The sequence below is a fragment of the Bradyrhizobium frederickii genome, from assembly GCF_004570865.1.
GTDB lineage: Bacteria > Pseudomonadota > Alphaproteobacteria > Rhizobiales > Xanthobacteraceae > Bradyrhizobium > Bradyrhizobium frederickii.
The window spans coordinates 78,294-104,397 of the sequence record NZ_SPQS01000001.1; the positions used below are offsets into that span (position 1 = coordinate 78,294).

Annotated in this window: 19 protein-coding genes; 17 read left to right on the forward strand and 2 right to left on the reverse strand. The window is 61.0% G+C overall.

Going from position 1 to position 26,104, the window contains the following annotated elements; all coding sequences use genetic code 11:
* Positions 1–285 precede the first annotated feature (285 nt).
* Both E4K64_RS00335 and E4K64_RS00340 read left to right on the forward strand, forming a co-directional pair.
* Positions 286–2,244 (forward strand): primary-amine oxidase, encoded by a 1,959-nt coding sequence (locus tag E4K64_RS00335; RefSeq protein ID WP_135161649.1) that lies wholly within the window; start codon positions 286–288, stop codon positions 2,242–2,244.
* A 380-nt stretch (positions 2,245–2,624) separates the two neighbouring features.
* Complete coding sequence (locus tag E4K64_RS00340) at positions 2,625–3,515, forward strand: MFS transporter (RefSeq protein ID WP_347338617.1); 891 nt, start codon at positions 2,625–2,627, stop codon at positions 3,513–3,515.
* 15 nt (positions 3,516–3,530) lie between these two features.
* On the opposite strand, the gene E4K64_RS00345 is transcribed toward E4K64_RS00340, so the two are convergent.
* On the reverse strand, positions 3,531–4,568 hold the full coding sequence (locus E4K64_RS00345) for a response regulator transcription factor (RefSeq protein WP_135161651.1): 1,038 nt from the start codon (positions 4,566–4,568) through the stop codon (positions 3,531–3,533).
* 549 nt (positions 4,569–5,117) lie between these two features.
* Between E4K64_RS00345 and E4K64_RS00350 the strand changes: the two genes are divergently transcribed.
* From E4K64_RS00350 to E4K64_RS00420, 15 genes are all read left to right on the forward strand, one after another.
* Positions 5,118–6,497 (forward strand): ABC transporter substrate-binding protein, encoded by a 1,380-nt coding sequence (locus E4K64_RS00350; protein ID WP_235884420.1) that lies wholly within the window; start codon positions 5,118–5,120, stop codon positions 6,495–6,497.
* A complete protein-coding gene (locus E4K64_RS00355; RefSeq protein WP_135161652.1) occupies positions 6,497–7,273 on the forward strand; it encodes an ABC transporter ATP-binding protein in 777 nt (258 codons plus the stop codon). The genes E4K64_RS00350 and E4K64_RS00355 overlap by 1 nt, the downstream gene beginning before the upstream one ends.
* Positions 7,270–8,037 carry an ABC transporter ATP-binding protein gene (locus E4K64_RS00360; RefSeq protein WP_135161653.1) on the forward strand — a complete coding sequence of 256 codons (768 nt, stop codon included), beginning with the start codon at positions 7,270–7,272 and terminating at the stop codon, positions 8,035–8,037. Before E4K64_RS00355 ends, E4K64_RS00360 begins: the two co-directional genes overlap by 4 nt.
* A 2-nt stretch (positions 8,038–8,039) precedes the next feature.
* Positions 8,040–8,921 (forward strand): branched-chain amino acid ABC transporter permease, encoded by an 882-nt coding sequence (locus E4K64_RS00365; RefSeq protein WP_135161654.1) that lies wholly within the window; start codon positions 8,040–8,042, stop codon positions 8,919–8,921.
* Positions 8,922–8,924: 3 nt separating this feature from the next.
* Entirely contained in the window at positions 8,925–10,574 is a 1,650-nt protein-coding gene (locus tag E4K64_RS00370) for a branched-chain amino acid ABC transporter permease (protein ID WP_135161655.1), read from the forward strand.
* Between the two features lie 63 nt (positions 10,575–10,637).
* The gene (locus E4K64_RS00375) at positions 10,638–12,959 is read left to right on the forward strand and encodes a N,N-dimethylformamidase beta subunit family domain-containing protein (protein WP_135161656.1); all 2,322 of its coding nucleotides are present in this window, start codon (positions 10,638–10,640) and stop codon (positions 12,957–12,959) included.
* A gap of 77 nt (positions 12,960–13,036) precedes the next feature.
* Positions 13,037–13,402, forward strand: a complete 366-nt coding sequence (locus tag E4K64_RS00380) for a N,N-dimethylformamidase alpha subunit family protein (RefSeq protein ID WP_135161657.1) — start codon at positions 13,037–13,039, stop codon at positions 13,400–13,402.
* Positions 13,403–13,461: 59 nt separating this feature from the next.
* Complete coding sequence (locus tag E4K64_RS00385; RefSeq protein ID WP_135161658.1) at positions 13,462–15,798, forward strand: N,N-dimethylformamidase beta subunit family domain-containing protein; 2,337 nt, start codon at positions 13,462–13,464, stop codon at positions 15,796–15,798.
* A 10-nt stretch (positions 15,799–15,808) separates the two neighbouring features.
* On the forward strand, positions 15,809–16,504 hold the full coding sequence (locus E4K64_RS00390; protein ID WP_135161659.1) for a glutathione binding-like protein: 696 nt from the start codon (positions 15,809–15,811) through the stop codon (positions 16,502–16,504).
* 85 nt (positions 16,505–16,589) lie between these two features.
* A complete protein-coding gene (locus tag E4K64_RS00395) occupies positions 16,590–17,222 on the forward strand; it encodes a 2-hydroxychromene-2-carboxylate isomerase (RefSeq protein WP_135161660.1) in 633 nt (210 codons plus the stop codon).
* 682 nt (positions 17,223–17,904) lie between these two features.
* On the forward strand, positions 17,905–19,785 hold the full coding sequence (locus E4K64_RS00400) for a TRAP transporter large permease (protein ID WP_135161661.1): 1,881 nt from the start codon (positions 17,905–17,907) through the stop codon (positions 19,783–19,785).
* 113 nt (positions 19,786–19,898) lie between these two features.
* Positions 19,899–21,158: a ribulose-bisphosphate carboxylase large subunit family protein gene (locus E4K64_RS00405; protein ID WP_135161662.1), complete on the forward strand. Its 1,260-nt coding sequence runs from the start codon at positions 19,899–19,901 to the stop codon at positions 21,156–21,158.
* Positions 21,155–22,537: a four-carbon acid sugar kinase family protein gene (locus tag E4K64_RS00410; protein ID WP_135161663.1), complete on the forward strand. Its 1,383-nt coding sequence runs from the start codon at positions 21,155–21,157 to the stop codon at positions 22,535–22,537. Before E4K64_RS00405 ends, E4K64_RS00410 begins: the two co-directional genes overlap by 4 nt.
* A 19-nt stretch (positions 22,538–22,556) precedes the next feature.
* Positions 22,557–23,342: an SDR family NAD(P)-dependent oxidoreductase gene (locus E4K64_RS00415; RefSeq protein WP_135161664.1), complete on the forward strand. Its 786-nt coding sequence runs from the start codon at positions 22,557–22,559 to the stop codon at positions 23,340–23,342.
* Positions 23,343–23,386: 44 nt separating this feature from the next.
* A complete protein-coding gene (locus tag E4K64_RS00420) occupies positions 23,387–24,403 on the forward strand; it encodes a TRAP transporter substrate-binding protein (RefSeq protein WP_135161665.1) in 1,017 nt (338 codons plus the stop codon).
* Between the two features lie 251 nt (positions 24,404–24,654).
* Here E4K64_RS00420 and E4K64_RS00425 read toward each other — a convergent pair whose 3' ends face one another.
* Positions 24,655–25,407 carry an SDR family oxidoreductase gene (locus tag E4K64_RS00425; RefSeq protein WP_135162048.1) on the reverse strand — a complete coding sequence of 251 codons (753 nt, stop codon included), beginning with the start codon at positions 25,405–25,407 and terminating at the stop codon, positions 24,655–24,657.
* Positions 25,408–26,104 lie beyond the last annotated feature (697 nt).

Below are 26,104 nucleotides of genomic sequence, written 5' to 3' on the forward strand. Positions count from 1 at the left end.
CATCAGGCGATTACGGCGCCGCCTGATCGCAAGTTAGTAGTCCATCTGATAGCAGCACGCCCGAACCTGCAGAATCGGTCGACTGACGTATTGTCGGAGAATGACGCGCAGCGGAAGCTCCGCGACTAGCTGGTTGCGAACCGCACGCCGTCCGTCGCTTGGATACGAGCGAGCATGGTTGGATCCAGCAAAGGTGTTGCTGAGGTGGTTGGATGTTGCAGACGAAGGCGGGCCTGCAATTCACGGATTGGGCTTGCGTTAGTCGCGCCAAGAAGGAGGTAGATAATGGATACGGTCGTTGCTCCATCGTCCTGCAGCTGTTCGTCGGATGACCAACGTGCGGATGAAGTGAAGCATCCTCTTGATCCCCTGACCGCTGCCGAAATTCGAGCTGTCATTGAGATCGTTCGCAAAGATCCACAATATGGTGCCGATTTTCTGTTTGAGACGATCGAGCTTCTCGAACCGGCGAAGGCAATCGTTCGCCACTACAGGTCCGGAGAGCAGATCGACAGAACTGCACGCGTTAATCTGTTTCAAATCAGGCAGGACGGTATCTGGCGGGTAACTGTCTCGCTGACCGAGCAGAAGATCCTCACCTCCAGCTATCTCCCGTCAGCCAAGCCGATGATCCAGCTCGAGCAGTTCACGGCCATCGAAGACGCCGTCCGCGCGGCTCCCGAGTTCATCGCCGCCTGCAAGAAGCGCGGCATCGAGGACATGTCGCTCGTCTGCATCGATCCGTGGTCGGCGGGAAATTTTGACATTCCGGGCGAGGACGGTCGCTACCTCGCCCACGTGTTCGCCTGGATCCGTCTACGAGAGAACGACAATCTCTATGCGCACCCGATCGGCGGACTGAACGCCGTGGTCGACATCAAGACCTACGAGATCATCCGCGTCGATGACCACGAGATCATCCCGATTCCGAAGACGGAGGTGAACTACGAGGCGGAATTCATCGATAAGCCGCGCACCCCCTACAAGCCGCTCAATGTCGTTCAGCCCGAGGGCGTTTCGTTCAGGCTCGATGGACATCGGCTGGAATGGGACCGCTGGTCGGTGCTCGTCGGTTTCAATTCCCGCGAAGGCCTGACTTTGCACGACATCAGTTATGACGGGCGGCCGGTCGCGCACCGCGCGTCGCTGGTGGAAATGGTGGTCCCGTACGGCACGACAGACAAGGGGCATTTCCGAAAGAACGTCTTCGACATCGGCGAGTACGGCATCGGCAAGCTGGCCAATTCGCTGAAGCTCGGCTGTGATTGCCTCGGTGCCATCGCCTATCTCGACGCACATCTCGCGACGATGGACGGCAACGTCGTCACCATAGAAAACGCGATCTGCATCCATGAGGAGGATGCCGGCTTACTATGGAAGCATTGGGACTTCCGCTCCAACAACGTCGAATCGCGCCGCGCCCGCAGGCTGGTGGTCTCCTGCATCGCAACGGTCGCCAACTACGAATATGGCCTGTTCTGGTACTTCCATACGGACGGCTCGATCCAGTTCGAGCTGAAGGCGACCGGCATCATCAACACGGCCGCCTGCCATCCGGGCCAGCCTGGCAAGTACGGCAAGGAGGTCGCCCCCGGCGTCGTCGGTCACATTCACCAGCACATCTTTTGCGCGCGGCTCGACATGAATATCGACGGTGACGACAACAGTGTCGTCGAGCTCAACACCAAGGCCGATCCTTGGGGGCCGGATAATGCCTACGGCAACGGCTTCTACGAGGAGGAGACGGTTCTCAAGACCGAGCTTGGCGGGTGCCGCCAGGTGAACCCCGCGACGCATCGGGCCTGGAAAGTTATCAACCCCAATCGCAAGAACTGGGTTGGCATGCCGACAGGGTACAAGCTCGAGGCTAGTCACGCCGTGACACCGTTCATCCATGCGGAGTCGCCGTCGGGCAGGCGGTCGTCCTTCATCAAGAATCAGCTCTGGGTAACGGCCTTCGATCCCGAAGAGCGATATCCGGCTGGCGAACACATGAACCACTCGGATGGAACGGGAGGTGTCTCCGATTTCGTCAGGAAGAACCGGAATATCGAGAACACAGATATCGTGCTCTGGCACGTCTTCGGTCTTCATCATCAGGTCCGCCCTGAGGACTTTCCCGTTCAACCCTGCATCTTCACCGGCTTCAAGCTGATGCCCAGCGGCTTCTTCGATCGCAATCCTGGCATCGATCTCGCGCCCGACAGGAACGTCGCGAGTTGTCATGCGCAGGCCGCTGAGTAGCGCGCGGCTCGCCAACGGACCCGTCGCATTCCAGCTCGTCCGACCGGCGTCGTCGGCCTGTCTTGCATCCTTCGTTGGAAACGTAGCGTGCTCCAGGTCGATGGCCTCCCCGATCGTCGCTTTCGCGATCTTTGCAGGCGCGGCCGCACGCGTGCTCCCTACGTTGCTGGCCGTCACCATCCAGCAGGATCTGGGGTGGCAGCCCTCCGACGTCGCCTGGCCGATAACGCTCGGCATTGCAGTCTCTGCCTGCGCATCGCCGTTCGCGGCGTACAGCCTCGAGCGCTGGGGGGGGTCGCGCGCCGTTGGTCGCTAGTCTGGCTCTCCTTGCGCTATCGCTTGCATCGACGACGCGCGCGGCCTCGCCATGGCATCTCACTGTGGCCTGGGGGCTGGGTGTTGGTTTCAGTGGCTCTTTGAGCGCCTCCCTTCTAGGCGCGATGATCGGCAGCCGTGGCGGCGCGGCGCATTGCGGGACACGCTTCGGTGTCCTGGCGTCGATGCAGCCGCTGGGATCGGCGGCGGGACTGCTGCTGGCATCGCGTGCGGCTAATGCGCTCGATTGGTGCTTCGTGTTCCAGGCCGCTGCCGTCGGCGTGCTCGCCACGGCGTTCGCCGTTGTCCTTGTTCCTATATCCCGACGAGGAGCTTTACCGCGAGGGCCCAAGTCCAACCGGCACGGGTCAGCGCTTCCAAGGGAGAAGACCCGGCAATTCTTGGTTCTTGCCACGATTTTCTGCATCTGCGGCGCGTCGACATCCGGCCTGATCGACGGCCAGCTCGGTATGCTCTGCATGGGCGCGGGTCTCGGCCTCACATCGAGCGCCGACGTCATGGCGATCGTCGTGCTCGGCGGCGCGATCGGGAGCGTGGTGAGCGGCTATCTCGCGGACCGTTGTCCCGCGCGAACGCTGCTAGCACTCTACTTCGTCGTCCGTGGGCTCCTCTTGCTCTGGCTTCCCTTCACCGGCTTCAGCGTCGTCGAATTGGCCCAGTTCGGCGCGCTCTATGGCCTTGATGCGGCACTGACGTTCCCTGCGCTGGTCAGGCTGATGTCCGGAAATCTGGGCACGCGCCGCGTCGGCAGAGCGATGGGCTGGATGACGGTGATGCACCTGGCAGGAGGCGCTATCGCGTCTGGCGGGATCGGCGCCCTCGGCCTCGCAGCCTATGCGGTCGGATTCGCCGGCGTTGGCCTTGCCTGCCTCGTGGCTGCGGGTCTCGTGGTGCTTCTGAAGGACGTGCCGGTGCAAGCCGCGCCATCCGGCTGAAATAATCGCGGCCGATCAATGGCCAGCGAAGTTCCGCGACCGTCGGGAAGGGGACTCCGCCAGCAGCAGTCCTTCGGACACCGCAAGCGCCGCCAGTCGCGTGCGCGAGTCGCAGCTCATCTTTGCGAGGATATGCTCGATGTGAGTGGAGACCGTGCGGGGCGACACGAAGAGCTGCTCGGCGATGTTGGGATTTGACGCGCCGCTGGTCACGAGATGCAGGATCTGAATCTCCCGGAGCGAGAGATTGTACGGCCAGCGAATGCACTGCTCCGTGATCAAAAGGATGTTTCCGCGGCATGGCGTGATCGTGACCTGATGACAGCGGCCGGCCTCGTCCGGCCAGACGAAGCGTTGAGCGCTGGGGGACTTCGCCTTCTCCAGCACGAGCCGGCGAAGCTCTCCGCCCTCGCCGAGATACGGTCCAGGATTACGGTTGGGGAGGTGAAACGCAAAACCGTTCGGGGAGACGGCGATGGCATAGGCGCCTGGCGCCAGCTCATCGGCCAGCAGCTGTGGTGTCCTGAGCTGATCACAGATGTTCAGCAGAATCGGGCGGAAGCGCTCCGTCATCTCGCGGTGCTCGTCCTTTGCGTGCGCCTCCTTGGACCAGCTCATGTGGATTGCCCCGATGTAGCGGCCATCCGCGACGCGCAAGCACATCGTCGAGCCTTCCTTGAATCCATCCGGGATCAGGTATTCCTGAGCGGTGAACGTATCCGGCAGATAGAGATTCCAGTTGCGCTTGAAGTCTCGCCAGCGCATCGAGTGCGTGTCCTTCTCGCGCGCGATGGCGTAGGCCGGGCACGAGTTAGGGAAGCCGTCGAGCACGTAGGACATTGTTCTGTCCGTGTACCCGTCGGCGGCCAGAGTGCGATGGGTTCGAGATATCGGATCCATCGCGACCAGGGCAATCGCCGCACTCTTCACGAACTCGCGCAACAGGCGAGTCACCTGCGTCGCTTGATCGATGATCTGATCATTCAGGGCTGCCGCCGGTGCATCGAGCCGCACCGTAGCCGACATCGCATGGTCGATCGCTGCCGATTTCACTGTGAGCCTCCAGCTCGTGAAAGATCTTGCCAACGGTTCGTGATCGAATCTTCTTCTTGGCCGCTAATGATCCGTTAGACCGGCGGCACTGCGTAATGCTTCGCGTCCTCAGAGCAAGGACCGCGCCAACCAATGCGAGCTGCCACATGACGTTGTGGCCATTCGCTCTGCTGATCTCGACCGGCCCGGATCGAGCCGAGACGCCGAGCTGAAAGCTGCAATTGCATGTTAGAGGCGGTCAGTACGTTAGTCAAAGCAGTGTCACACTTCACCTCATTCAAGGCCAGCAATTCTGACGCAAGAGGACCTTCAGCGCTGTCGAGTGATGAAAATCTGGGCGTGGCTTGCTGCCCAAGTCGTCACCCTGAGCCTTGTTCGCACCCGCAGCGTCGGTCCTGGATCACATCGGGGCCGTCCAGAGCAGGCTTCAAAATCGGTCAGCTGACGTATTGCTGAAAATCGGCAGAAGACCGAGGCTCTGATCCAGGCGGTTCGACCGAAACCACCATGTCAGTCCGTGGGGTACGGATCGGCGGCTATCACTCGACGGTGCGTGATCGCATCGTCTTAGCATTAACAGAAATCCGGCCTGGTCTCGGTCGCGATGCCGAGGACCCGCGCGCGATTGCAGGAGAGGTTGCTCGGATGGTTTCCAAACTCACCAGGCGTTCAGTGACCGCGGGCATCGGCGCTGCTATGGCCGCACCGTTCGTGGGACGGACGGCGCTTGCCGCCCAGCCGATCGTTCTCGGCGTTCCCTACTGCCAGACGGCTGCAGCGGGTGTCGCGGATCATCAGGACTTTCTGAACGGGACGACGCTCGCGATGGAGGAGATCAATGCCGCAGGCGGCATCCTCGGCAGACCGCTGAAGCTGTTCACGACGGACATGAACGTCCTCTCGCCGGAATCCTCCAAGCAGGCGCTGGCCGCCTGCGTCGATGCCAAGGTCGACGCGATCTCTTTTGCTTTCACGCTCGTCCCGCTGCCGGCAATGGACGCGACGGTGAAGTACAAATGTCCCTACATCAACGGCAACGCGCAACGCGCCGGCACCTCTGCCGTCAAGGAGCAGCCGGGCAAATACAGCCACATCTTCCAGTTCTGTCCGTCTGAGGTGAATTACGGATGGAGCTATGCTCTCTGGCTGGAAGACCAGGAGCAGGGGGGCGTCTGGAAGCCGAAGAACCGCAAGGTTCATATCATTCAGGAGCAGATCGGCTACTGCCAAACGATATCGCGTGCGGCCCAGGAAGCGATCAAGCGGCGCGGCAAGTTCGAAGTCGCCCGCATTACGGATATCCAGTATCCCGTGCAGGACTGGGCACCGGTCATTCGCGAGATGAAGGAGGTCGATGCCGCCGCGATCATGGTGGACCATTGGGTGGCTGCTGAATACGCCGCTTTCTGCAAGCAGTTTGTGGCAAGCCCGGTGCGCGATTCGCTCGTCTATCTCCAGTACGGCCCCTCGCAGCCGGAATTCCTCGAGCTAGCTGGTTCGGCGGCGAATGGCTTCGTCTGGGGCACCACCATGGGCATCTATGGTGACGAAAGGGGGCTCGCCTACAGGCAGAAGTACAAGAAGCGTTTCCCCGGCATTGCCGGGCTTGCGTATACCGGCATTGCCTACGATCAGACCTACTACCTCAAGAAGGCCTGGGAAGCGGTCGGCGATCCCCGGAAGTTCAAGGAGGTCTGCGACTGGATCCGGGCCAACCCGCAGCGCGGCGTCTGCGGCTACGTCGATATGGGCAACCCATATCAGGAAGCACGCCATTTCCCGGACAATGGCGGCGACGCATTGCAGGCGGGGAAGCTCGAGGCCGGCGTCGCGCAGCTCTATGTCCAGATCCAGGGTGGCGAGCACAAGATCGTCTACCCCGGTCCGGTCTCGGAAACGAAGCTGATCTCTGCGCCGTGGTGGACCTGATGCTCAAGCAGATCTCCCGAAACGGTGCGGCTGAACAGGACGGAAAGGCCGCCCTGTTCTCCTGCAGCGGCATCTCGCTCGATCTCGGCGGTCGCGAGATCCTCCGCGACATCAACCTGCATGTCGAGGCCGGGGAAGTGCTGGGCATCATCGGACCGAACGGTGCGGGCAAGACCAGCCTGTTTGAAATCCTCTCCGGCCGGATGCCGCCAAAGAGCGGATCAGTGTGGTTCAAGGGCGAGAATGTTACGGGCTTGCCGTTGTATTCCCGCTCGCGCCGGGGGATCGGCCGCACGTTCCAGACGCCGGTGGTCCCTGACGAGTTGACCGTCGGCGAGACGTTCAAGGCGGCGCGTCAGGCTCATCGTCCATTTCTCACCAGGTTCGATGCCGAATACGGCGCCGACCTCGTCGGCCTGAAGATCAGTGATGACACGCCCGCCACGCAGCTTGAGACCTTCAACCGGCGCAAATTGCTGCTGGCCTGCCTGCTGATGCGCCGGCCCTCGTTGCTGCTGCTGGATGAGCCGGCGGCCGGCCTGATCAATTCGGAGGTCGACGAGATCGATACGCTGCTGCGGATCCTCGCCAAGGAAATGAACATTGCGATCCTCATCGTCGAGCACCGCATCGAGCTCCTCGGGACGATCGCCGACCGCATTCTGGTGATGGATGCCGGGGAGGTCATTTCCGAGGGGCTGATGGACGACGTCATGGCGGATCCGAAGGTCCACGCGGCTTACTTCGAGGACTTCAGCGAAGAGGCCGATGCATGAATATCTCCGTGAGCAGCCATTTGCCGGGCGCTCCGGCGCGTCAGCCGCAGCGCGAGGTCCTGAACGTCAAGGGACTGTCCGCGGGCTATGGGCCGGTTCGCGTCATCCACGATCTAGATCTCGTCGTTCAGTGTGGGGAGCGGATCGGCATCGTCGGCCTGAATGGACACGGCAAGTCGACCCTGTTCTATGCAATCGCCGGGCTTACCGGCTGGCAGCGCGGCTCGATCAAGCTGAACAGCAGGGAGGTCGGTCGCACGCGAAGCCAGGGGCCGGGGCGCTACACCCACGAGATCGTGCGCGCAGGATTGGCGTTGATTCCGCAAGGCGACGAGATATTCCATGGCCTGACCGTCGAGGAACATCTCGATTCCGGGGCCTACACCGCGGTGGCCTGGCGCGATCGCGCCGCACGCAAGCTCCGCATCTTGGAGATATTTCCACCGTTGCGGAAGCTCATGGGCGTACCCGTGGGGCGCCTGTCGGGCGGCGAACGACGCATGGTGTCGATCGGCCGCGGCCTGATGACGGATGCGTCGCTCTTCCTCGTCGACGAGCCATCGCTCGGGCTGGCGCCAAAGATCGGCAAGAGCGTGATCAATGCACTGATGGCCGTCGAGCTCGGGAATGCCGCGATGATCATTGCGGAGCAGAACGTTGCGCTGCTCGAGGGACGGGTCGATCGCGTCATCGGCATGCATGTCGGCAAGCTCAAGGGAGAGGCCTCCGCGGCCCTCGCGTTGAACGTTTTTCGAAAGGCTTAAACGTGGATATCTGGTTCATCGTCAGCAACACCATCGTCCTTGCGTGCATATACGGCACGCTTGCGATCGGAATTTCGATCACGTGGTCGAGCCTCGGTCTGCTCAACCTCGCTTACGGCTTCATATTCGCACTCGCGGGCTATGGCGCCTGGCTGTTTGCCCAGCATGTCTCCACATCGGGGCCTGCAGTGCTGGCCGCGGGTATCCTCGCAGGCGCGCTCGGGGGAGTGATCATCTGTGCGATCGGGTTCATACCGATCCACGACAAGCCCAACTTCACCATTCGGGGTTTGATTGCGACACTCGCGATCAATCTGATCGGCACGCAATTCCTGCTCTGGTGGTTCGGCCCGCGCTCGAAGAGCCTGCCGGATATCTTCGGCAACTGGTCGGTGTCCTTGCCGGGGGTTGTCTTCACGGCGGACAAGGTCGGGAACGTGGTGACATCCGTTCTGATATTGACGGTCGTTCTGAGGTGGATGCAGTCGAGCCGCCGTGGCCTCGAAATCCGTGCCATGATGATGAATCCGCATGCGGCATCGATCGTCGGCATCGGCGTTCGGCGAACCTCGTTCTACGTCATGGGCATCACCGGCGGGTTGGCGGGCCTCGCGGCCGTTCTCCTCTCCCAGACCTACTATATCTCGCCGTTCGGCGGATTGATGCCGATGATCAAGGGTGTCAGCATTGCGCTTTGCGGCGGGCTCGGCAGTGTGCGCGGCGCCGTCATCGCTGCGATCGTGCTCGGCCTCAACGAGGCGCTGACGGGCATATCGATCGGCGGACGCTACGTTCTCATCACCCAGTTCGTCGTGATCATCGTCATCCTCTTGGTCCGCCCGCGCGGCATCGCCGGACTGCTCGACAAGGCGAGGGAGGCCTGATTCATGTCCATTGCTGGCGATCACAAATGGCGCAATCCGCTCTTCGTCTGGGGCGGGAAGAGCGATGTCGAAGAGCTCCCGACGATTCCGTTCCACAGCCATCAGGAGGTCTGGGAAAGAACTCGTCAATCGGCGACGAAGCTGAATCCCGTCGGCCGTCTGCGCTACTACTACAAATGGCCGGGTCACGGTGGAACGATGTGGAATCGTCCTCGCTACTGGCCGACGCGCCGCCGCGTGCTCCGCCTCCGCGGGGAATACAACCCCAAGACCTTGCGGGCGGAGAAGACGATCGTCGACAAGCGGCCGATCTGGTGGATGTTGGGGCTTCTTGCGCTGGCGATCGCTCCTCTGTTCACGCCCGGCGATCTGCAGAACACGCTACTGACGGCGGGAGCCACCTTCGGCATCTATTCCGCCATCAGTCTGTGCTGGATGCTGATCATGGGCACTGCGGGCGTCTTCTCGCTCGCGACCTATGCCGTCGTCGGGACGGCTGCGTTCGTCACGGCATTGCTGGCGGTCAAGTTCGCATTGCCCTGGTGGTTGTTGCCGCCGATCGGCGCGTTGGTGGGGCTCGTCTTCGGCGGGATCATTGCGCTACCGGCCACGCGGCTCGACGGATTCTACTATGCGCTTCTCACCCTCGGGCTCAACGAGCTCTGCCGGGTCTACTTCGTGACGTCGAAGGAGTTCGGGTCGGCGAATGGCGGCCTGTACGGCGCCAGGACCTATATCCCGGAAGACTGGTCGCAATTGGGCCAGCTGCTCCTGGCGTATTACGCCTGTTTCGGCCTGATGCTGCTGGCTTTGCTGCTCTACCGGTTCGTCAACGGCCGCCGTCTCGGACGAATCCTTCGCATGGCGCCCGAAAAGCGCGAGGCCTTCGCCGAGGCGACAGGGGTCAACTTTCGTCAGGCGCGCGTCTGGGTGTTCCTTATCTCGTCGGCGGCGCTGGGCTTCATCGGCGGATTCTACACTTCGAATTTCGGCGGCGTGGCGTTCTCGATCTTCAACTTCGATACCGTGCTGCTCGGGCTCGCCATGCTGGTGATCGGCGGCGTTGGACGTGCGGAAGGCGCGGTGGTCGGAACCCTCATCGTCGTGTTCTTCGACCAGGTGCTGAATACGTGGGGACCGGCTCGCTTCATGATCATCGGGCTCATCATGCTCCTGGTCGTGCTCTACCTGCGCAACGGGCTGTTCGGCATCAAGGCGCAGTTCCGTGCCTGGCGCGACAAGAAGAAGAGCGAGCGGCGATCGACGCGGGCGGAGAAGGGCGGCGAGATGCTGCCCGAGGAGGCGACCGAGACCGACGACAAGAGCGTCATCTACCAGCGGCGCCACGACAAGATGACCCGCGACCATCTCAAGACGCTGGTGTCGCCGGAGATCATCGAGGAACATCGCCACTCACTCAACGGGCAGCACAGTGAGGCGCTCGAACGGCTGCTGATCTACTTCCGCACCCGTCCTCAGGTGGAGAAGTACGCCATCATGGCCGTGGAACGCTTCGAGGGCTATCGCATCGTCGCTCTATCCGGACATCGCGGCGTAGCGCCGCGTGTGGTGGAGGACAGGATCTACGCAACGCCCGATGGGGCCTGCCATGGCGTCTTCATGCGGCGCGTGCAGGATCTGCTGGAGTCCTGATCACGGATGGAGCGTGTCCGATCTGCGCGGCGGACATTGTGCTCGTAAACGAGGGAGTTGGTGGTGACACCGGTCAGACTTTTTGGATATACGGACAGGATCTCGGTCAAGCCGGGCGAGACCATTCAGTTTCATGTCAGCGCCGAGGGGACGGATACGGCTGAGGCGCAATTGGTGCGCCTGATCCACGGCGATCAGAACCCGGCAGGGCCAGGCTTCGTCGAAGAAGAGGTGGCGTGCACCGCAAACGGCAGGTGGCGGGTCGAGCCGCAATTCACTCAGGTAGGATCGTTCCTAGAGGTCGAAGACTCCGAGGGCCGGTTGGCCTTCGCAAGCAGCTTCACCCTGTTCGCCTTCATCCACCCGACATGGCCCGCGTCCGGAAAACGCCAAACTATTGTCGGCCGATGGGACGACGACAGAAAGCAGGGTTACGGGATCGGCATCGACGAGAAGGGCTGTCTGCAGTTCTGGATCGGATGCGGCGAAGAGATCGAGCGCCTGACCGCCAACGCGCCGCTGCAAGTACAGATGTGGTATTTCGTGGCCGCGACCTTCGATGCCGAGACCCGGAATGCGACCTTGCACCAGATCGGGGTCGGCAACAGGTACAACGGCCTGTTGGGCAAGGTCGCGCTGGTGGATTACGAGTCTCGCACGTCTGCGATCTTCCGGAGCAAGCCCGGCAACCTGGCCTCAACTCCGTTCCTGATGGCAGGCTCGCTTAGCCGCGACGCGCAACAGCGGGCGTGCGTGTCGGAGCTCTATTGGGGTAAGATCGACCGGTGTGGCGCATTTGACCAGGCTCTACAGCCGGCCGAGCTCGACACGATCAGGAGCGGGCTCGTCCCCGCGATGGACAGCCTGGTCGCGTACTGGGATACGAGCGCTGGATACACCGACCGCGGCATCGGCGATCTCGTGGTCGACGTTGGTCGGCACAAGCTGAATGCCCGAGGATACAATCGGCCTGTCCGCGGCCAGACCGGCTGGAACTGGGACGGCTTCACCGACTGCTTCCGCCTGGCTCCGCACGAATTCGGCGGGATCGAGTTTCATGCCGATGCGCTGACGGACTGCAACTGGAAGGCGACAAAGATCGTTGCCCTGCCGCGCGGTCTCAAGAGTGGCTGTTATGCCATGAGGCTGCGATCCGGCTGGGGAAAGAGCGTGAGCGAGGAGCATGTCGTCTTCTTCGTGCGGCCGGAAAGGCCGCGGGCGCGTATTGCATTTCTGTTTCCGACGCTCACCTATCTTGCCTTTGCGAACGAGCGCTTGAGCTTCGATCACCCGGAGCGTGAGGCCTTGACGGGTCAGCCGGCCGTGCTGTCCGACATCGACATCGAGATGTATATGCGAGCCGATTGCGGACTGTCGACTTACGACATGCACGCCGACGGCAGCGGCGTGTGCTACAGCTCCTATCACCGTCCGATCATGAACATGCGGCCGAGATACAGGATGCCGAGCCTCGATGTGGCTTCGGGATTGGCTGCGGATCTATCCATCATCGCATGGCTGGACCAGAGCGACTTCGAGTACGAGGTCCTGACCGACGAGGACCTGCATCGCGACGGGTCGGAGGCGTTGTCGCCGTACGCCTGCGTTATCAGCGGCTCGCGCCCGGAGTACTACACCGAGCGAATGCTGGATGCGACCGAGGATTACATCGCGGCCGGCGGCCGCTACATCTATGCAGGCGGCAACGGATTCAACGCCACGGCCGGAATCCGTGACGGCGAGCCATGGATCATGGAGTGTCGGCGTCGCGACGATGGGTACAAGCCATGGGTGTCCCGCTACGGCGAGCACTACATGGCAACGGACGGGATGCGTGGTGGTCCCTGGAAGGTGCTCGGACGGGCGACTCAGAAGCTGGTTGGCGTAGGCCTGAGCAGCTCGGGCGGGGGACGAAGCGAACCATACCGGAGGATGCCGGACAGCTATCACCGCACCGTGTCCTGGATCACCAAGGGCGTCGATGGCGAGATCATCGGTAACGCCGGTCTTGTCAATGATGGCGCCGCGGGGCTGGCGCTCGACTATTACGATCGCGCTTTGGGCACCCCGCCGCACACCAGGGTGATCGCATCGTCGGGCGGCCACACCGACAGCTACGTCGTGAACCAGCAACTCGTCCTCTATTCCTACCTTGGTCTCTATGGGTCATATGACTGGCGTGTTCATGCCGACATGACCTACTTCACCGCCCCCCATGGCGGCGCCGTGTTCGCGTGCGGCTCGGTCGCGTTCGCGCAGTCCCTGCCGGTGAACAATTTCAGGAACAGCGCAGCCCGTGTGCTGGCGAATGTCGTGGAGGCATTCGCCGGCGCCGCCAGGTTGCCCGGGTTCGCCTGGGTCAATGAGGAAAAGCAGTGGGCCTGATGGATCGGTCAGGGAAGCTCGCTTCGGTACGTGCCGGGCCATGGTCACGTCGAACATTTGCACATGGAGAGCTGAGGATGCTGCCTCTTGAATACGACAGGTCCGAGGACCGCGACATCATCGTCCGGGATCGTTTCGACGGCTTCCGCCGTGAGTTTCTGCGAACGCTGGTCACCCCCGAGGTCATCGAAGAGCACCGGCGGTCGCCTTTGGGACAGCACAGCGAAAGGCTCGAGCGACTTTTGATCTATTTCCGTCAACGCCCGCTCGAGCAAAGATATGCGGTCAGGGCCGTCGACCCGTTCCGGCGGTATCAGGTCGTCAGGCTGTCAGGACGCCGGGGAGTTCCCCCGCGCGTGGTCGATGATGCCATCTACACATCGGCGAACGATGCCTGTCACGGCCTGTTCCTGCGCTGCATCCGCGACCTTCTCGAAACCTAGAGCAACACGCCGACCGGGCAGGGCACCTTGTCCGGCTTCTCGATGGGAAACTCCGCACCATGGCGCAGATCAAGATATTCGGCTACGCAGACAAGATCTCGGTGAAGCCGGGCGACACCATCCAATTTCATGTCAGTGCCGATGGCACGTCGACGGCTGAAGCCCATCTCGTGCGCCTGATCCATGGCGACGAGCATCCCCATGGTCCGGGATTCATCGAGGAAGAAATCGACTGCGTCGCCAACGGCACTTGGCAGGTCGAGAAGCAGTTCACGCAGGTTGGTGCCTTCCTCGAGGTGACCGACCCCAATCGCAAGCTCGCGCTCGACGGCAGCATCACGCTCTGCGCATTCATCTGGCCGACATGGCCCGATGTCGGGCATCGGCAGTGCCTCCTGGGCCGCTGGGACAACGACAGGAATCACGGCTATGGTCTTGGCATCAATCCAAGCGGCAGGCTGGAGTTCTGGGTCGGTTGCGGAAACGAGATCGACTATCTCCAGGCTGAGCTGCCGCTGCAGAAGCAGGCCTGGTATTTCGTCGCGGCCACATTCGACGCGCGGAGCGGTCGCGCCACCCTCTACCAGGAGGGAGTCGTGAACCGCTACAACGGCCTTCTCAGCAAAGTCGCGCCGGTCGAGTACCGCTCGCATGTGTCGGAGATGTTTCGGTTCAGGCAGAACAACCTGCCTGATACGCCATTCCTCGTGGCGGGTTCGCGCGATTGGCACGCGCTGCGCGGACATTTCGTGTCGCAGCTCTACTGCGGCAAGATCGATCGTTGCGGTGTGTTCGATCGCCCTTTGGGCCGCGAGGAGCTCGACGCGATCCGCTCGGGCGGGCAACCCTCATCGGACGGCATGGTCGCATATTGGGACACCACGAAAGGGTATAGCGATTGCGGGATCGGCGATGTCGTAGTCGACATCGGACCAAACCGGCTCGATGCGAAGGGCTATAACAGGCCGGTGCGTGCGCAGACCGGCTACAACTGGAACGGCCGCAACGACTGCTTCCGGCTAGCCCCGCATCAATACGGCGGCATCGAGTTCCATGCCGACGCGATGATCGACAGCAACTGGAGGGTCACAAAGACGCTCGAGCTGCCCGAGACCCTGCGCAGCGGCGCCTACGCGATGAGGGTCCGCGGCGGCGACGGCAAGGGTCTTGCGGAGGAGTACATCGTTTTCTTCGTCCGGCCCCGCGTGCCGACGGCACGAATTGCTCTGTTGTTTTCCACCGCGACCTATCTGGCCTATGCCAATGAGCGCTTCGCGACAGACGGCCAGATCGTGCAGCCAATGGCGGGCCAGCCGCCGACGATCTCTGAGGTCGATATCGAAATCTACGAAAATCCGGAGTTCGGTGCGGGCTGCTACGACACGCATGCGGATGGCGCTGGCGTCTGCTACACGAGCTACCGTCGCCCGATGGTGAACATGCGGCCGAAATACCGGATCGCCGCATTCGACTTGCCGTGGAATTTTCCGGCAGACCTCTCGATCCTGGCGTGGCTTGAGCACAAGGGGTACGACTACGACGTACTGACCGACGAAGATGTACATCTGGAGGGCGTCGCAGCGATGGCGCCCTACGCATGCATTCTGAATTCCACGCATCCGGAATATCATTCCGAGCGCATGCTCAACGCGCACGAGGATTACATCGCCAGCGGTGGGCGCTTTATCTGCATGGGCGCGAACAGCTTCTGCTGCAATGTGGCGTTTCGCGATGACGAACCGTGGATCATGGAGTGCCGCAAGACAGGTGGACACTGGATCGCCTGGGCGGCACGGCCGGGCGAATACTACCTCGCCACGACGGGCCAGATGGGTGGAATCTGGACCGGCTTTCAGCGCTGGGGGCAGAAGCTGGTCGGTAACACGTTTGCGGGCGAGGGGTTCGCCCATAGCCAGCCTTACCGGCGGATGCCCGACAGCTACGATCCGGCGCTGGCCTGGATCACCGAGGGGATCGAGGGCGAGATCATTGGTGATTTCGGCCTCGGCAATGGTGGAGCGGCGGGCATCGAGATCGACTGCTACAAGCTGGGGTTCGGCACGCCACCCAACACCAAGATCATCGCATCCTCGGGTGGTCACCCCGACAACTACATCGCCCATGACGAGGAGGGTGCGCACGCGCATCAGGGTTTCAGCGGGACGCACAACTACATGCTGAGGGCCGATATGGTGTACTTCGAGGCGCCGAATAACGGTGCGGTGTTTGCAACCGGATCCATCGCATTCGGAAGCGCCCTTCCTATCAACGGCTTCGAGAACAACGTCTCGCAGCTCCTGAGCAACGTGGTGAACGCGTTCGTCAAGCCGGGTCCGTTGCCCGGCTCGAACAGAACTAGGGAAACTACAGCAGGGCTCGAACGAGTCGCTCCCTAGGAAGGTCCCAATGATTGACTTGCACTACGCGCCAACCCCCAATGGTTGGAAGATCTCGATTCTGCTGGAGGAACTCGGGCTAACGTATAGCGTCGTCCCAATCGATATTCGCGCCGGTGAACAGTTCAGGCCAGAGTTTCTCGCTATCAGCCCGAACAATCGCATTCCAGCGATCGTTGATCGCGCGCCGGCCGACCGCGGCGAGCCTATCTCTGTATTCGAGACGGGTGCCATCCTGATCTACCTGGCCGAGAAGACGGGACGCTTTCTGCCAGTGGATGTGCGTGGTCGTAGCCGGGTTTTACAATGGGTGATGTGGCAGATGGGCGGTCTTGGACCGATGCTTGGTCAGCACGGTCATTTTCGTCTCTATGCGCCGGAGAAGATCCCGTATGCGATTGACCGCTATCAGCGTGAGGCGACGCGACTATATGGTGTGCTTGACGTTCAATTGGGCAAGACCGGGCGCTTTGTTGCTGGCGACGAATACACGATAGCCGACATGGCCTGCTTCCCGTGGACGATGACTCATAAAGCGCAGGGTTTCACACTCGAGGACTATCCGAACGTCAAGCGCTGGTATGCGGAAGTTCGCGAACGGCCGCAGGTGCAAGCCGGCCTTGCGGTCGGCAAATTCGTGAAGGAGCCGTTTTCCGACGAAGCAGAGCGAATCATGTTCGGCGCATCCAGGGTCGTCGCTGAATGAATGGTGATGGAGGCCTCTGGCGATTGAAAATGGAGATGCTGGCTCGCAGCATCGCGTACCGGAGAGATGGAGAGTGTAACGATCGATGATCGAGTTTTTCTTCGACTGCTCAAGTCCGTGGACCTACCTCGCCTTCCACAACATTCAAAAATTGGCGATGGAGTTTGACGAGCCGCTTTCGTGGCGGCCTGTGCTGGCTGGCGGCATCTTCAATGCGGTCAATCCGAGCATTTATGCCTCGCGCCAAAATCCGATTGCGCCGAAAGCGCAGTACATGCTGAAAGATCTCGCCGATTGGGCTCGTTCGGCCGATCTTGTGATCAGGATGCCACCGACGGTCTTTCCGGTGAACAGCGTAAGGGCGATGCGGGGCTGCGTCTGGCTCGGCAGCGACGGGATGGTCCCGTTCGCAACTGCCGTGTTCGAAGCCTATTGGGGTGAGGACAAAGACATCTCCCAGGATTCTGTGCTGACGGACATCTGCAAGAAGGTGAGTGTCGATCCTGGAGAGTTTTTCCGAGGCGTCAACGAAGCGGCAGTCAAGAACCAGCTTAGATCAAACACTGACGAGGTAATCGCGCGCGGGGGATTCGGATCGCCAACAATCTTCATTGACAGAACCGATATGTATTTTGGCAACGATCGTCTGCCCTTGATTCGCGAGGTGTTGGAGCGCCGCAACCGGTACCGGTCGGTCGGCAATATTGCCCTAAGCTAGCTAGGGGCGAACCGCCAGTTTTCGGCTGTAGCTCGAATGGTGGGTTTCGGCCCAAGAAGGCCAAAAATGCTTTATCAGCTCCAGATGCTTGACTTCGGCCACGAAAGCCGAAAACCGATGGTTAGATCGCAAGGCGAATTGAATGTCGGTACTGGTGGTTTCATCTTCCCGATTTGAATCTACTCGCCGATCGCCTTGGCGGTGAGGGTCGCGCAAACGGCGCTTTTTGGCGGACCATCGAGACCCAGCGTTGCGAGTTAGGCTGCTCTCCGGAGAGAAAACAGGCGGACCTACTATTTTGGTGGGCCTCCAGAAAGATCCCTCCGCCGACCAACGCTCGCATCATCGCTTCATTGGCACAGCCGCGATAAGCCTGTGCGGTCTTGTGGCCCGAGAGAGCACGACCTTGGTCGTCCGTCAGTCGGCTTCCTCAAGTTCGCTCATGCCGCCGTGTCGACAGGCATTCAACGGCGAACAGCTTTGAAGCGCCGTTGATCTTCTCAGGCGAGCCCAAGAGCTCGCAGGCAGGCAAGTCTCTTGGTCGTGAGTTTTTCTCACACGTTCCTGCGCACTTTTCCGATCCCCGCGGCGGCCATTCGCAATTAGTGTTCAGTCCAACGAGCAAAATGAGACAGGGAGCGAACATGCTGCTGCATTGCAGCTTAGGCCAAAGGGGGGCGTCATGAGCGCCGTTCCGCAAGGCTCCATCACAGGCACTTTCGATAGCCGGGCAGGCCTAAGCAACGGTTTAATGCTCGTCGATCGCGCCATCGGAGCAAGCGTTGAGGCGTGTGCCGCCTTGTTGGTCGCGGCGGAAATCGTCGTTCTGTTTGCGGGTGTGGTCAGTCGTTATGTGTTCCATAGTCCGATCCTCTGGACCGACGAATTAGGGTCCTTTCTCTTTCTCTGGCTGGCTATGCTTGGTGCTGCAGTCGCATTTCGCAACGGCAGCCATATGCGCATGACCGCAGTGGTGTCGCTGAGCGGCCCACAGCTATGGCCACTGTTCGAAAGTGTTGCGCTCGCAGCGAGTCTTGCCTTCATCCTAATGACGCTGGGACCGGCGCTCGAGTTCGCGCATGAGGAAATCGTAATCACGACGCCGGCGCTCCAGATTTCGAGCGCCTGGCGCGCCAGCGCGCTGCCAGTTGGCCTCGGTCTGATGCTGATCACTGGAGTTATCTCCATGCTCCGCTCGCCGAGCCGTATGGCCAGTATGGTTGCGATCTTAGTTGTCGCTCTGGTGGCGGGCGCATTTTATAGCTCTAGCGGGACGCTTCCGAAGTTGGGGAACTACAATCTTCTCCTGTTCTTCGTCGGGCTTGTTGGCGCTCTCGTATTGGCTGGTGTGCCAATCGCATTTGCATTTGGGCTTGCGACGTTTGGATACATCGCGCTCACGACGCGGCTTCCGACCCTTGTGGTTATTGGTCGGATGGACGAGGGGATGAGCCATCTGATCCTTCTGGCTGTTCCCTTGTTTGTCTTTCTTGGCCTGCTGATCGAGATGACAGGCATGGCGCGGGCAATGGTCGGCTTTCTGGCCAATCTGCTCGGACACGTACGCGGTGGCTTGTCTTATGTGCTCGTCGGCGCGATGTATCTCATGTCGGGAATCTCAGGTTCCAAAGCTGCAGACATGGCAGCTGTTGCGCCTGTGCTCTTCCCTGAAATGCGATCGCGCGGCGCAAAGGACGGTGAACTTGTTGCTCTCTTGTCCGCGACAGGCGCACAGACCGAAACGATCCCGCCCTCAATTGTGCTGATTACGATCGGTTCTGTTACCGGCGTATCCATATCCGCGCTCTTTACGGGCGGAATGCTTCCCGGAGCGGTGCTTGGTGTCATGCTCTGTTTGCTCGTCTGGTGGCGTTATCGGCGCGAAGATCTCAGCGCCGTAACGCGGCCGGCTCGCAAAGAGATCTTACGATCGCTAGGCTTTGCCCTTCCGGCTCTTGCGCTACCCTTTGTCATCCGCGCGGCAGTGGTGGAAGGCGTAGCGACAGCGACGGAAGTATCGACCATAGGCATCTTCTATGCCGTCATAATCGGTTTGCTGTTCTATAGGCAGTTTCCGCTGGCGCGCATGTACCCGATGTTGGTTACGACAGCTGCGCTATCCGGCGCCATCCTCCTCATCATCGGCGCAGCTACCGGCATGGCGTGGGCGCTGACGCAGTCCGGATTTTCGGCAACGCTGGCGGCAACGTTCAAGAGTCTGCCAGGCGGTGCACCGACGTTCCTAATTGTGTCGGCGATCGCGTTCATCGTGCTCGGCTCCGTCCTCGAAGGAATTCCAGCAATTGTGCTGTTCGGACCTTTGATGTTTCCGATCGCGCGGCAGGTCGGCGTCCATGAGGTTCACTACGCGATGGTTGTGATTCTCTCCATGGGCATCGGCCTTTTCGCGCCACCTTTCGGCGTTGGCTACTATTCGGCATGCGCAATAAGTCAGATCCATCCGGATGCAGGTATCAAGCCGATCGGAGGCTACATCGTCGCCATGTTGGTCGGCCTGGCTTTTGTGATCGCCATTCCGTGGATATCGATAGGATTCCTGTAATGCAGGCTGAAGATAGGCGTCTCACGTTGAATTGGCCGACCTCGCCTCGCCCTCGTTCACGGCTCGCGGAGATCTGCCGTGCGACGCGACGATCCGCTGGAGTTTCATAAGACATGGTCAGCACCCGCATCGAAGTTGACTACCTCCTGGAAACGCACGGGGAGGTCCAGCGCGTCGCCGAATTCATGGCGGGCGAGCAATCGAGTGGCACATTCGTCGCGATCCCGGGCGAAACGCCGGAGCTCAAGGAGAGGGTGGCAGCGCAGGTCACGCGGCTGGAAATCCTCGACCACGCTGTGGAGGGGCCGTCGCTGCCGACCCGAGTCAAGGTCGAGTCGGAAGCGCGGTTCAAGCGCGCCTTTATCACCCTGTCCTGGCCTTTAGACACGCTTGGCCCGTCGCTTCCGAACCTGCTGGCGACCATTGCCGGCAATCTTTTCGAACTCGGCTCTGTAACGGGCCTTCGTCTTCTAGACATCCGCTTGCCGGATGCATTCGCCGCTGCTTATCCCGGGCCGCAGTTCGGCGTGCAGGGTACCCGCCGCCTTGCCGGCGTGGAAGCGCGACCGATCATCGGCACGATCATCAAGCCGAGCGTAGGACTTGGGCCGGACGAGACGGCCTCCCTCGTCAACGAGCTCTGCTCTGCCGGTATCGACTTCATCAAGGATGACGAACTGCAGTCCGACGGACCAGCGTGCCCGTTCCACCTGCGCGTCGAGAAAGTCATGCGCGTGATTGATACCCATGCTCAGCGCAGCGGAAAGAAGGTCATGTTCGCTTTCAACTTGACCGGGGATCTCGATCAGATGCGCCGGCGCCATGACACGCTTTTGAGGCATGGCGCGACTTGCATGATGGCAAGCCTCAACTCCGTTGGCCTCGTCGGGATGATCGAACTGGCGCGTTTCGGACAATTGCCCATCCACGCGCACCGGAACGGGTGGGGCTATCTCTCGCGTCATCCAATGCTCGGATGGTCCTACATCGCCTGGCAAAAGATTTGGCGACTTGCCGGCGCGGATCACATGCACGTCAACGGTATTGGCAACAAATTCGCGGAGGAGGACTCAAGCTGCCTCGCTTCGGCCCGGGCCTGCCTCGCGCCGATGTTCGCCGAAAAGCCTTGCGTCGTCATGCCAGTCTTCTCTTCTGCGCAAGCGCCACGATCCGCGCCAGCGACCTATCAAGGGCTCGGCTCGACCGACCTCATCGTGACCGCAGGAGGCGGCATACTGGCTCATCCCAAGGGTGCCGCCGCGGGAGTCGAGGCTATGCAGCAAGCGTGGCAAGCCGCTGTGGCGGGCGTCCCGCTCGACGATTTCGCACGTACCCGCCCAAATTTGCGCCACGCTCTGGAGATGGCTGCGTGACGTCGCCCCGCCCACTGCCTTCAGGTCCGCTCATCGCATATTACGGTGACGACTTCACGGGCTCGTCGGCGTCGATGGAGGCGGCAGCGTTCGCCGGCATTGAGACCGTTCTGTTCTTGACGCCGCCGACGCCGGAGCGTCTCGCCGCTTTCACCGGTTACCGCGTTATTGGCGTGGCGGGGATCGCGCGGGCTCAATCCCCGCATTGGATGGACGAAACCTTGCCGCAGATCTTCGAGTTGCTGGCCGCGACAGGCGCACCCATCATCCATTACAAGGTTTGCTCGACTTTCGACTCGTCGCCAGAGATCGGCTCCATCGGCCGCGCGATCGATATCGCGAAAGCGCGCTTCTCTGGTTGGACACCGATGATTGTCGCCGATCCGAACATGGGGCGCTATCAAACGCTTGGCAATCTGTTCGCCGCCGCGCATGGGGCGATCTATCGGTTGGACCGTCATCCCGTCATGTCGCGGCATCCGGTCACCCCCATGAATGAGGCCGACCTAGCTCGCCACCTTGCCAAACAAACTAGCAGGACGGTCGGTTTGGTGGATTTCGTTGCGATGAAGCGAGGCCACGCCGACGCACGATTGGCGGCGGAAATACAGGCAGGGGCGGAAATCGTCTCCCTTGACGTGCTTGACGACGAGACTCTGATTGCCGCCGGACGCCTGGTGTGGGAGCACGGAATGCCGCACCGATTCTGTGTCGGGTCTCAGGGCGTCGAGGCAGCTCTGGCGGCCTATTGGCGGCATGCCAATCTTATTCCATCGACTCCCACCGTCCCTGCCGCCAAACCGGTGGACCGCATCGCGTGCGTTTCCGGATCAGTCTCCCCGGTTACTGCCACGCAGATCGAGTGTGCGCGCGCCGCTGGTTTTGCGACTATTCCGATAGATACCGCATGTGCGGTCGATGAGAGGGCCTGGTTAGGTGAAATTGAACGCACCACGTCGGCGGCAATCCACCATCTAAGCACGGGACGTGATGTCCTGATCCATAGCGCTGCTGGGCCAGACGATCCGGCCGTTGCCGGGTTTAGATCCGCCGTTCAAACGGCGGGCGCATCAATCGAGAAGATGAATGAGCGTGTCGGCGAAGGGCTCGGAACGATTCTCGACCGCCTGCTTCTCGACGTACGCCTGTCACGCGTAATCATTTCCGGGGGGGACACGTCGGGACGGGCGGCCTCGCTCCTGGGCATCGATGCGCTTACGGCGATCGCGCCGTTGGCGCCAGGCGCACCGCTTTGCAAGGCGCATGCACGACGCGCCGATCGCGATGGTCTCGAGATCGCGCTCAAGGGTGGGCAGGTCGGAGCGGCCGACTTCTTCGTGAGAGCGAAGTCCGGCGGTGCATACAAGGGCAATTCTTAGTCGAACAGGGAGCGAATACATGAGGCTCAAAGATAAAGTCGCCATCGTCACCGGCGGCGCCCGAGGCATTGGGCTGTGCGTTGCGCAAGCCTACGCGCGTGAAGGTGCGACCGTCGTCATCGCTGACGTCAACGTGGAGGGCGCGAAAGCCGCTGCGCAATTGATCACTTCGGTAGAAGTGCGTTCTCTCGGCGTGGGGGTCGACGTCGCCGATCAGGCGTCGGTGAATGCGATGATGGAGGAGACCCTTAAGACTTTCGGTCGCGTGGACATCCTCATGAATAACGCCGGTGTCGGCGGCAATACGCCGTTTCTCGACACCAAGCTCGAGGATTGGAATCGCATCATTTCCATCAATCTCACTGGGGCATTCCTTGTGGCGCAGGCAGCTGCACGTCAGATGGTGAAAGGTGGCGGTGGAAAGATCGTGAACATCGCGTCGCTCTCGGGACAACGAGGAGGCAACGGCCGCGCGGCCTATGGCTCGGCGAAGGCCGGTCTCGAGCTGCTGACAAAGGTAATGGCCGTTGAATTGGCGCCGTACAACATCAACGTAAATGCAATAGCGCCGGGCGCAATCGAAACCGAAATGGCCAAGTTCGCGCACGATCAAGCGACACGCGCGGCGTACAATTATCTCATCCCGATGACAAGGTATGGCACGCCGGAAGAAATCGCCGATGCCGCCGTTTTTCTCTGCTCGGACGAGGCGCGATACGTGCATGGCCATACATTGAATGTCGATGGCGGATTTCAATCCGCCGGCCTGATGTTCGGTCCCGGTAAAGAGGTTCCACACAGTTGATCAGAGCGACTTGTTCAGAAAACACAATTGTTGGGAGGAAAGTTATGCAATCGATTTCTCGCCGAAGCTTCGCTATTCTCGGAGCATCGGCCACGATCGCCGCAGCCGTGCCGCTTCGATACGCAAGGGCCGCCGAATTCACGTTCAAGCTCGGCACCAATGTGCCGGATACGCACCCGCTGAATGTGTATGCGCGCAAAGCAGCCGACGAGATCAAGCAAGCGACGGATGGCCGGTTCGAATTGCAAGTCTTCGCGAGCAATCAGCTCGGCGGCGATACGGATATGTTTTCGCAATTGCGTTCCGGTGCTCTGGAGTTTTTCGCGCTCTCCGGTGTGAATATCTTATCGATGCTTATACCGTCCTCGGCCATTTACGGCGTTGGATTTGCCTGGAAAGACTATCCGACCCTGTGGAACGCACTCGACGGCAAGCTTGGTGAGCATCTGCGCGGCCAGATCAACAAATCGGGCCTGGACGTAATGGAGAAGATTTGGGACAACGGCTTCCGCCAGATCACGAACAGCGTCCGACCGATTGTCACGCCGGCGGATCTGCACGGGCTAAAGATGCGAGTTCCTGTGAGCGCGCTGTGGACCTCGCTTTTCGAAGCGCTCGGCGCGTCGCCGACGGGGATCAATTTCGCCGAAGTATACTCAGCGCTTCAGACTAAGGTGGTGGACGGACAGGAAAACCCACCAGCCATCATCGCCGCCGCCAAATTGTACGAAGTTCAGAAATATTGTTCGCTCACAAATCATATGTGGGATGGCTGGTGGTGGCTGATCAATCGTCGTGCTTGGCAGAGCGTTCCGGCAGATATCCGGGACAAGGTCGCGACTATCGTCAACAAGAACGCCATGGTTGAACGTGAGGAGGTCGCGAAGCAGAACTTGGCGCTGAGGGGTGATCTCGCAGCTAAAGGCCTCGTCTTCAACGACGTTGACCCTGCGCCATTCCGCGAAACCTTGACAAAGTTCGGCTTCTATAAAAAGTGGCGGAGGAACTTTGGCGAAGAGGCTTGGGCTCTTCTTGAAGAATCGACGGGCAAGCTCGAATGAGTCTTGCTCGAACAGGCCAAATCCGATCTATCTTAGAGGATCAGAGTTGGTTGATTGCGGCACGCCATTAACCTGAGAGACTGGCGAAAGTCCCCGTGTTCGGCCGCAATTATCGCGTATCGCAAAGTTTAAGATAGCTTCGTAGGGCGAAGACTTACGGCAATTTGGAAAGCTCCCGGCACCGGGGTCGGCAGGATCGCTGCTGTCCCGCCGGTGCTGGGCTTGGCCGGTTGCAGGTGCAACCGGCTCGTTCACATGTTCAGCATGCGCCCGCCGTCGACCACGATCTCGCTGCCGACCGTCCATGCCGAGTCGTCGGACGCGAGATAGACAACCGCCTTGGCGACTTCCGCTGCGCTGCCGAAACGACCGGCCGGGATCCCTGCGATGATGTCCTTGTTGATCTGCTCGCGATAAGCATCGGGAACGCCGAGCTTATCGTAGAGGGGCGTGTCTATCGGGCCCGGGCTGACCGCGTTGAACCGGATACCGCGCTGCAGGAGTTCGGCGGACAGCGTCTTCGACAGGTTGAGGAAGGCCGCCTTGGTCGCCCCATAGACCGACGAGGTGGCGGCGCCGACATGCGCGCTGATCGAGGTGTTGAGTACGACCGACGCCGGATTGGCGAAGACGGGCAGCAGCGCCTGAATCAGGAAGTACGGCCCCTTCACATTGATCGCGAAGATCCGATCGAATACCTCCGGATTCCACGATTCGATCGGCTGCCAGATCGAGATGCCGGCGTTGAGGAAGGCGACGTCCAACTGGCCGTAACGCTCCTTCACCGCGGCGGCAAGCGCCTGCTGCTCTTGGACGCTCGCGCTGTCGGCCTTGATGACGGGAACCTCGGAGCCGAGGACCGACTTGGCCTGCGCGATTGTATCAGGGTTGTTGCCCGTCACGATGACGCGCGCGCCCTCGTTCAGGAATTGTTTGGCGGCTTCGAGGCCGATCCCCGTTGTGCCGCCCGTGATGAGGGTGCGCTTTCTATTGAGCCGCGTCATGTATATCGTCCTTGTGATTGATATCTTTGCTACGACCCACAGGGCCGGCCATGGTCGCGGCCAAGCCCGTCGGGTATCCGGTAAATAGGCGCCGCGCAGACTGTCAGCACGCCGGATACGCTCAACTTCTTGCCCGATCGTCTCATCTTTCCGGTCGACGACGGGGCAGGCGCTGCTCGTGAGTGGCCAAGACGCGACGCGTTCGTCCACGCTGCGTCATGTCGGTCGGTTCGCTGATGTCGGGTAGACGGCGGGCGCGACAGTGAGGCCGTCAGTGCCACTTCAGAGATGTGACTGCAACGCGGTGAGTGACGCCACGGACTGGCATTGCGCGCTTTCGCGATCTTGGCCGGCGTGACGCTCGGCCGCTTGTTGCCGAAGTGCGCGAACACGCGGTTGGGATCTCGCCACCCCGGTATCGGTTTAGGACGCGCCGAATGCCGGCATCGCCAGCTGCCCTTCGAACGCCTGGATCCTCGAGCCGCGCAGGATCACCTGGATGAGGTTGGTGGCCTCCGGGTAGTTGACCGTCCCCGCGCTGCGGAGGGATGTGGTCTGGATAACCTCGCCGTTCCAGCCGTGGCTGCTCGCACAGGCGCCCTCGTAGAGCCGCAGGCCCCTAGATCCCGCCTCGTGCCTCGGCCGGTGGCGGGCTGTAGAGCGTCGAGGCGGCGAGTGCGGGCCGCGTGGGGTCGAT

What these genes read in the sequence shown, in the direction of transcription:
- E4K64_RS00335 (WP_135161649.1), top strand. Translation starts at nt 286, where the DNA reads ATGGATACGGTCGTTGCTCCATCGTCCTGCAGCTGTTCGTCGGATGAC.
- E4K64_RS00355 (WP_135161652.1), top strand. Translation starts at nt 6,497, where the DNA reads ATGCTCAAGCAGATCTCCCGAAACGGTGCGGCTGAACAGGACGGAAAG.
- E4K64_RS00360 (WP_135161653.1), top strand. Translation starts at nt 7,270, where the DNA reads ATGAATATCTCCGTGAGCAGCCATTTGCCGGGCGCTCCGGCGCGTCAG.
- E4K64_RS00370 (WP_135161655.1), top strand. Translation starts at nt 8,925, where the DNA reads ATGTCCATTGCTGGCGATCACAAATGGCGCAATCCGCTCTTCGTCTGG.
- E4K64_RS00380 (WP_135161657.1), top strand. Translation starts at nt 13,037, where the DNA reads ATGCTGCCTCTTGAATACGACAGGTCCGAGGACCGCGACATCATCGTC.
- E4K64_RS00385 (WP_135161658.1), top strand. Translation starts at nt 13,462, where the DNA reads ATGGCGCAGATCAAGATATTCGGCTACGCAGACAAGATCTCGGTGAAG.
- E4K64_RS00390 (WP_135161659.1), top strand. Translation starts at nt 15,809, where the DNA reads ATGATTGACTTGCACTACGCGCCAACCCCCAATGGTTGGAAGATCTCG.
- E4K64_RS00395 (WP_135161660.1), top strand. Translation starts at nt 16,590, where the DNA reads ATGATCGAGTTTTTCTTCGACTGCTCAAGTCCGTGGACCTACCTCGCC.
- E4K64_RS00400 (WP_135161661.1), top strand. Translation starts at nt 17,905, where the DNA reads ATGAGCGCCGTTCCGCAAGGCTCCATCACAGGCACTTTCGATAGCCGG.
- E4K64_RS00405 (WP_135161662.1), top strand. Translation starts at nt 19,899, where the DNA reads ATGGTCAGCACCCGCATCGAAGTTGACTACCTCCTGGAAACGCACGGG.
- E4K64_RS00415 (WP_135161664.1), top strand. Translation starts at nt 22,557, where the DNA reads ATGAGGCTCAAAGATAAAGTCGCCATCGTCACCGGCGGCGCCCGAGGC.
- E4K64_RS00420 (WP_135161665.1), top strand. Translation starts at nt 23,387, where the DNA reads ATGCAATCGATTTCTCGCCGAAGCTTCGCTATTCTCGGAGCATCGGCC.
- E4K64_RS00425 (WP_135162048.1), bottom strand. Translation starts at nt 25,407, where the DNA reads ATGACGCGGCTCAATAGAAAGCGCACCCTCATCACGGGCGGCACAACG.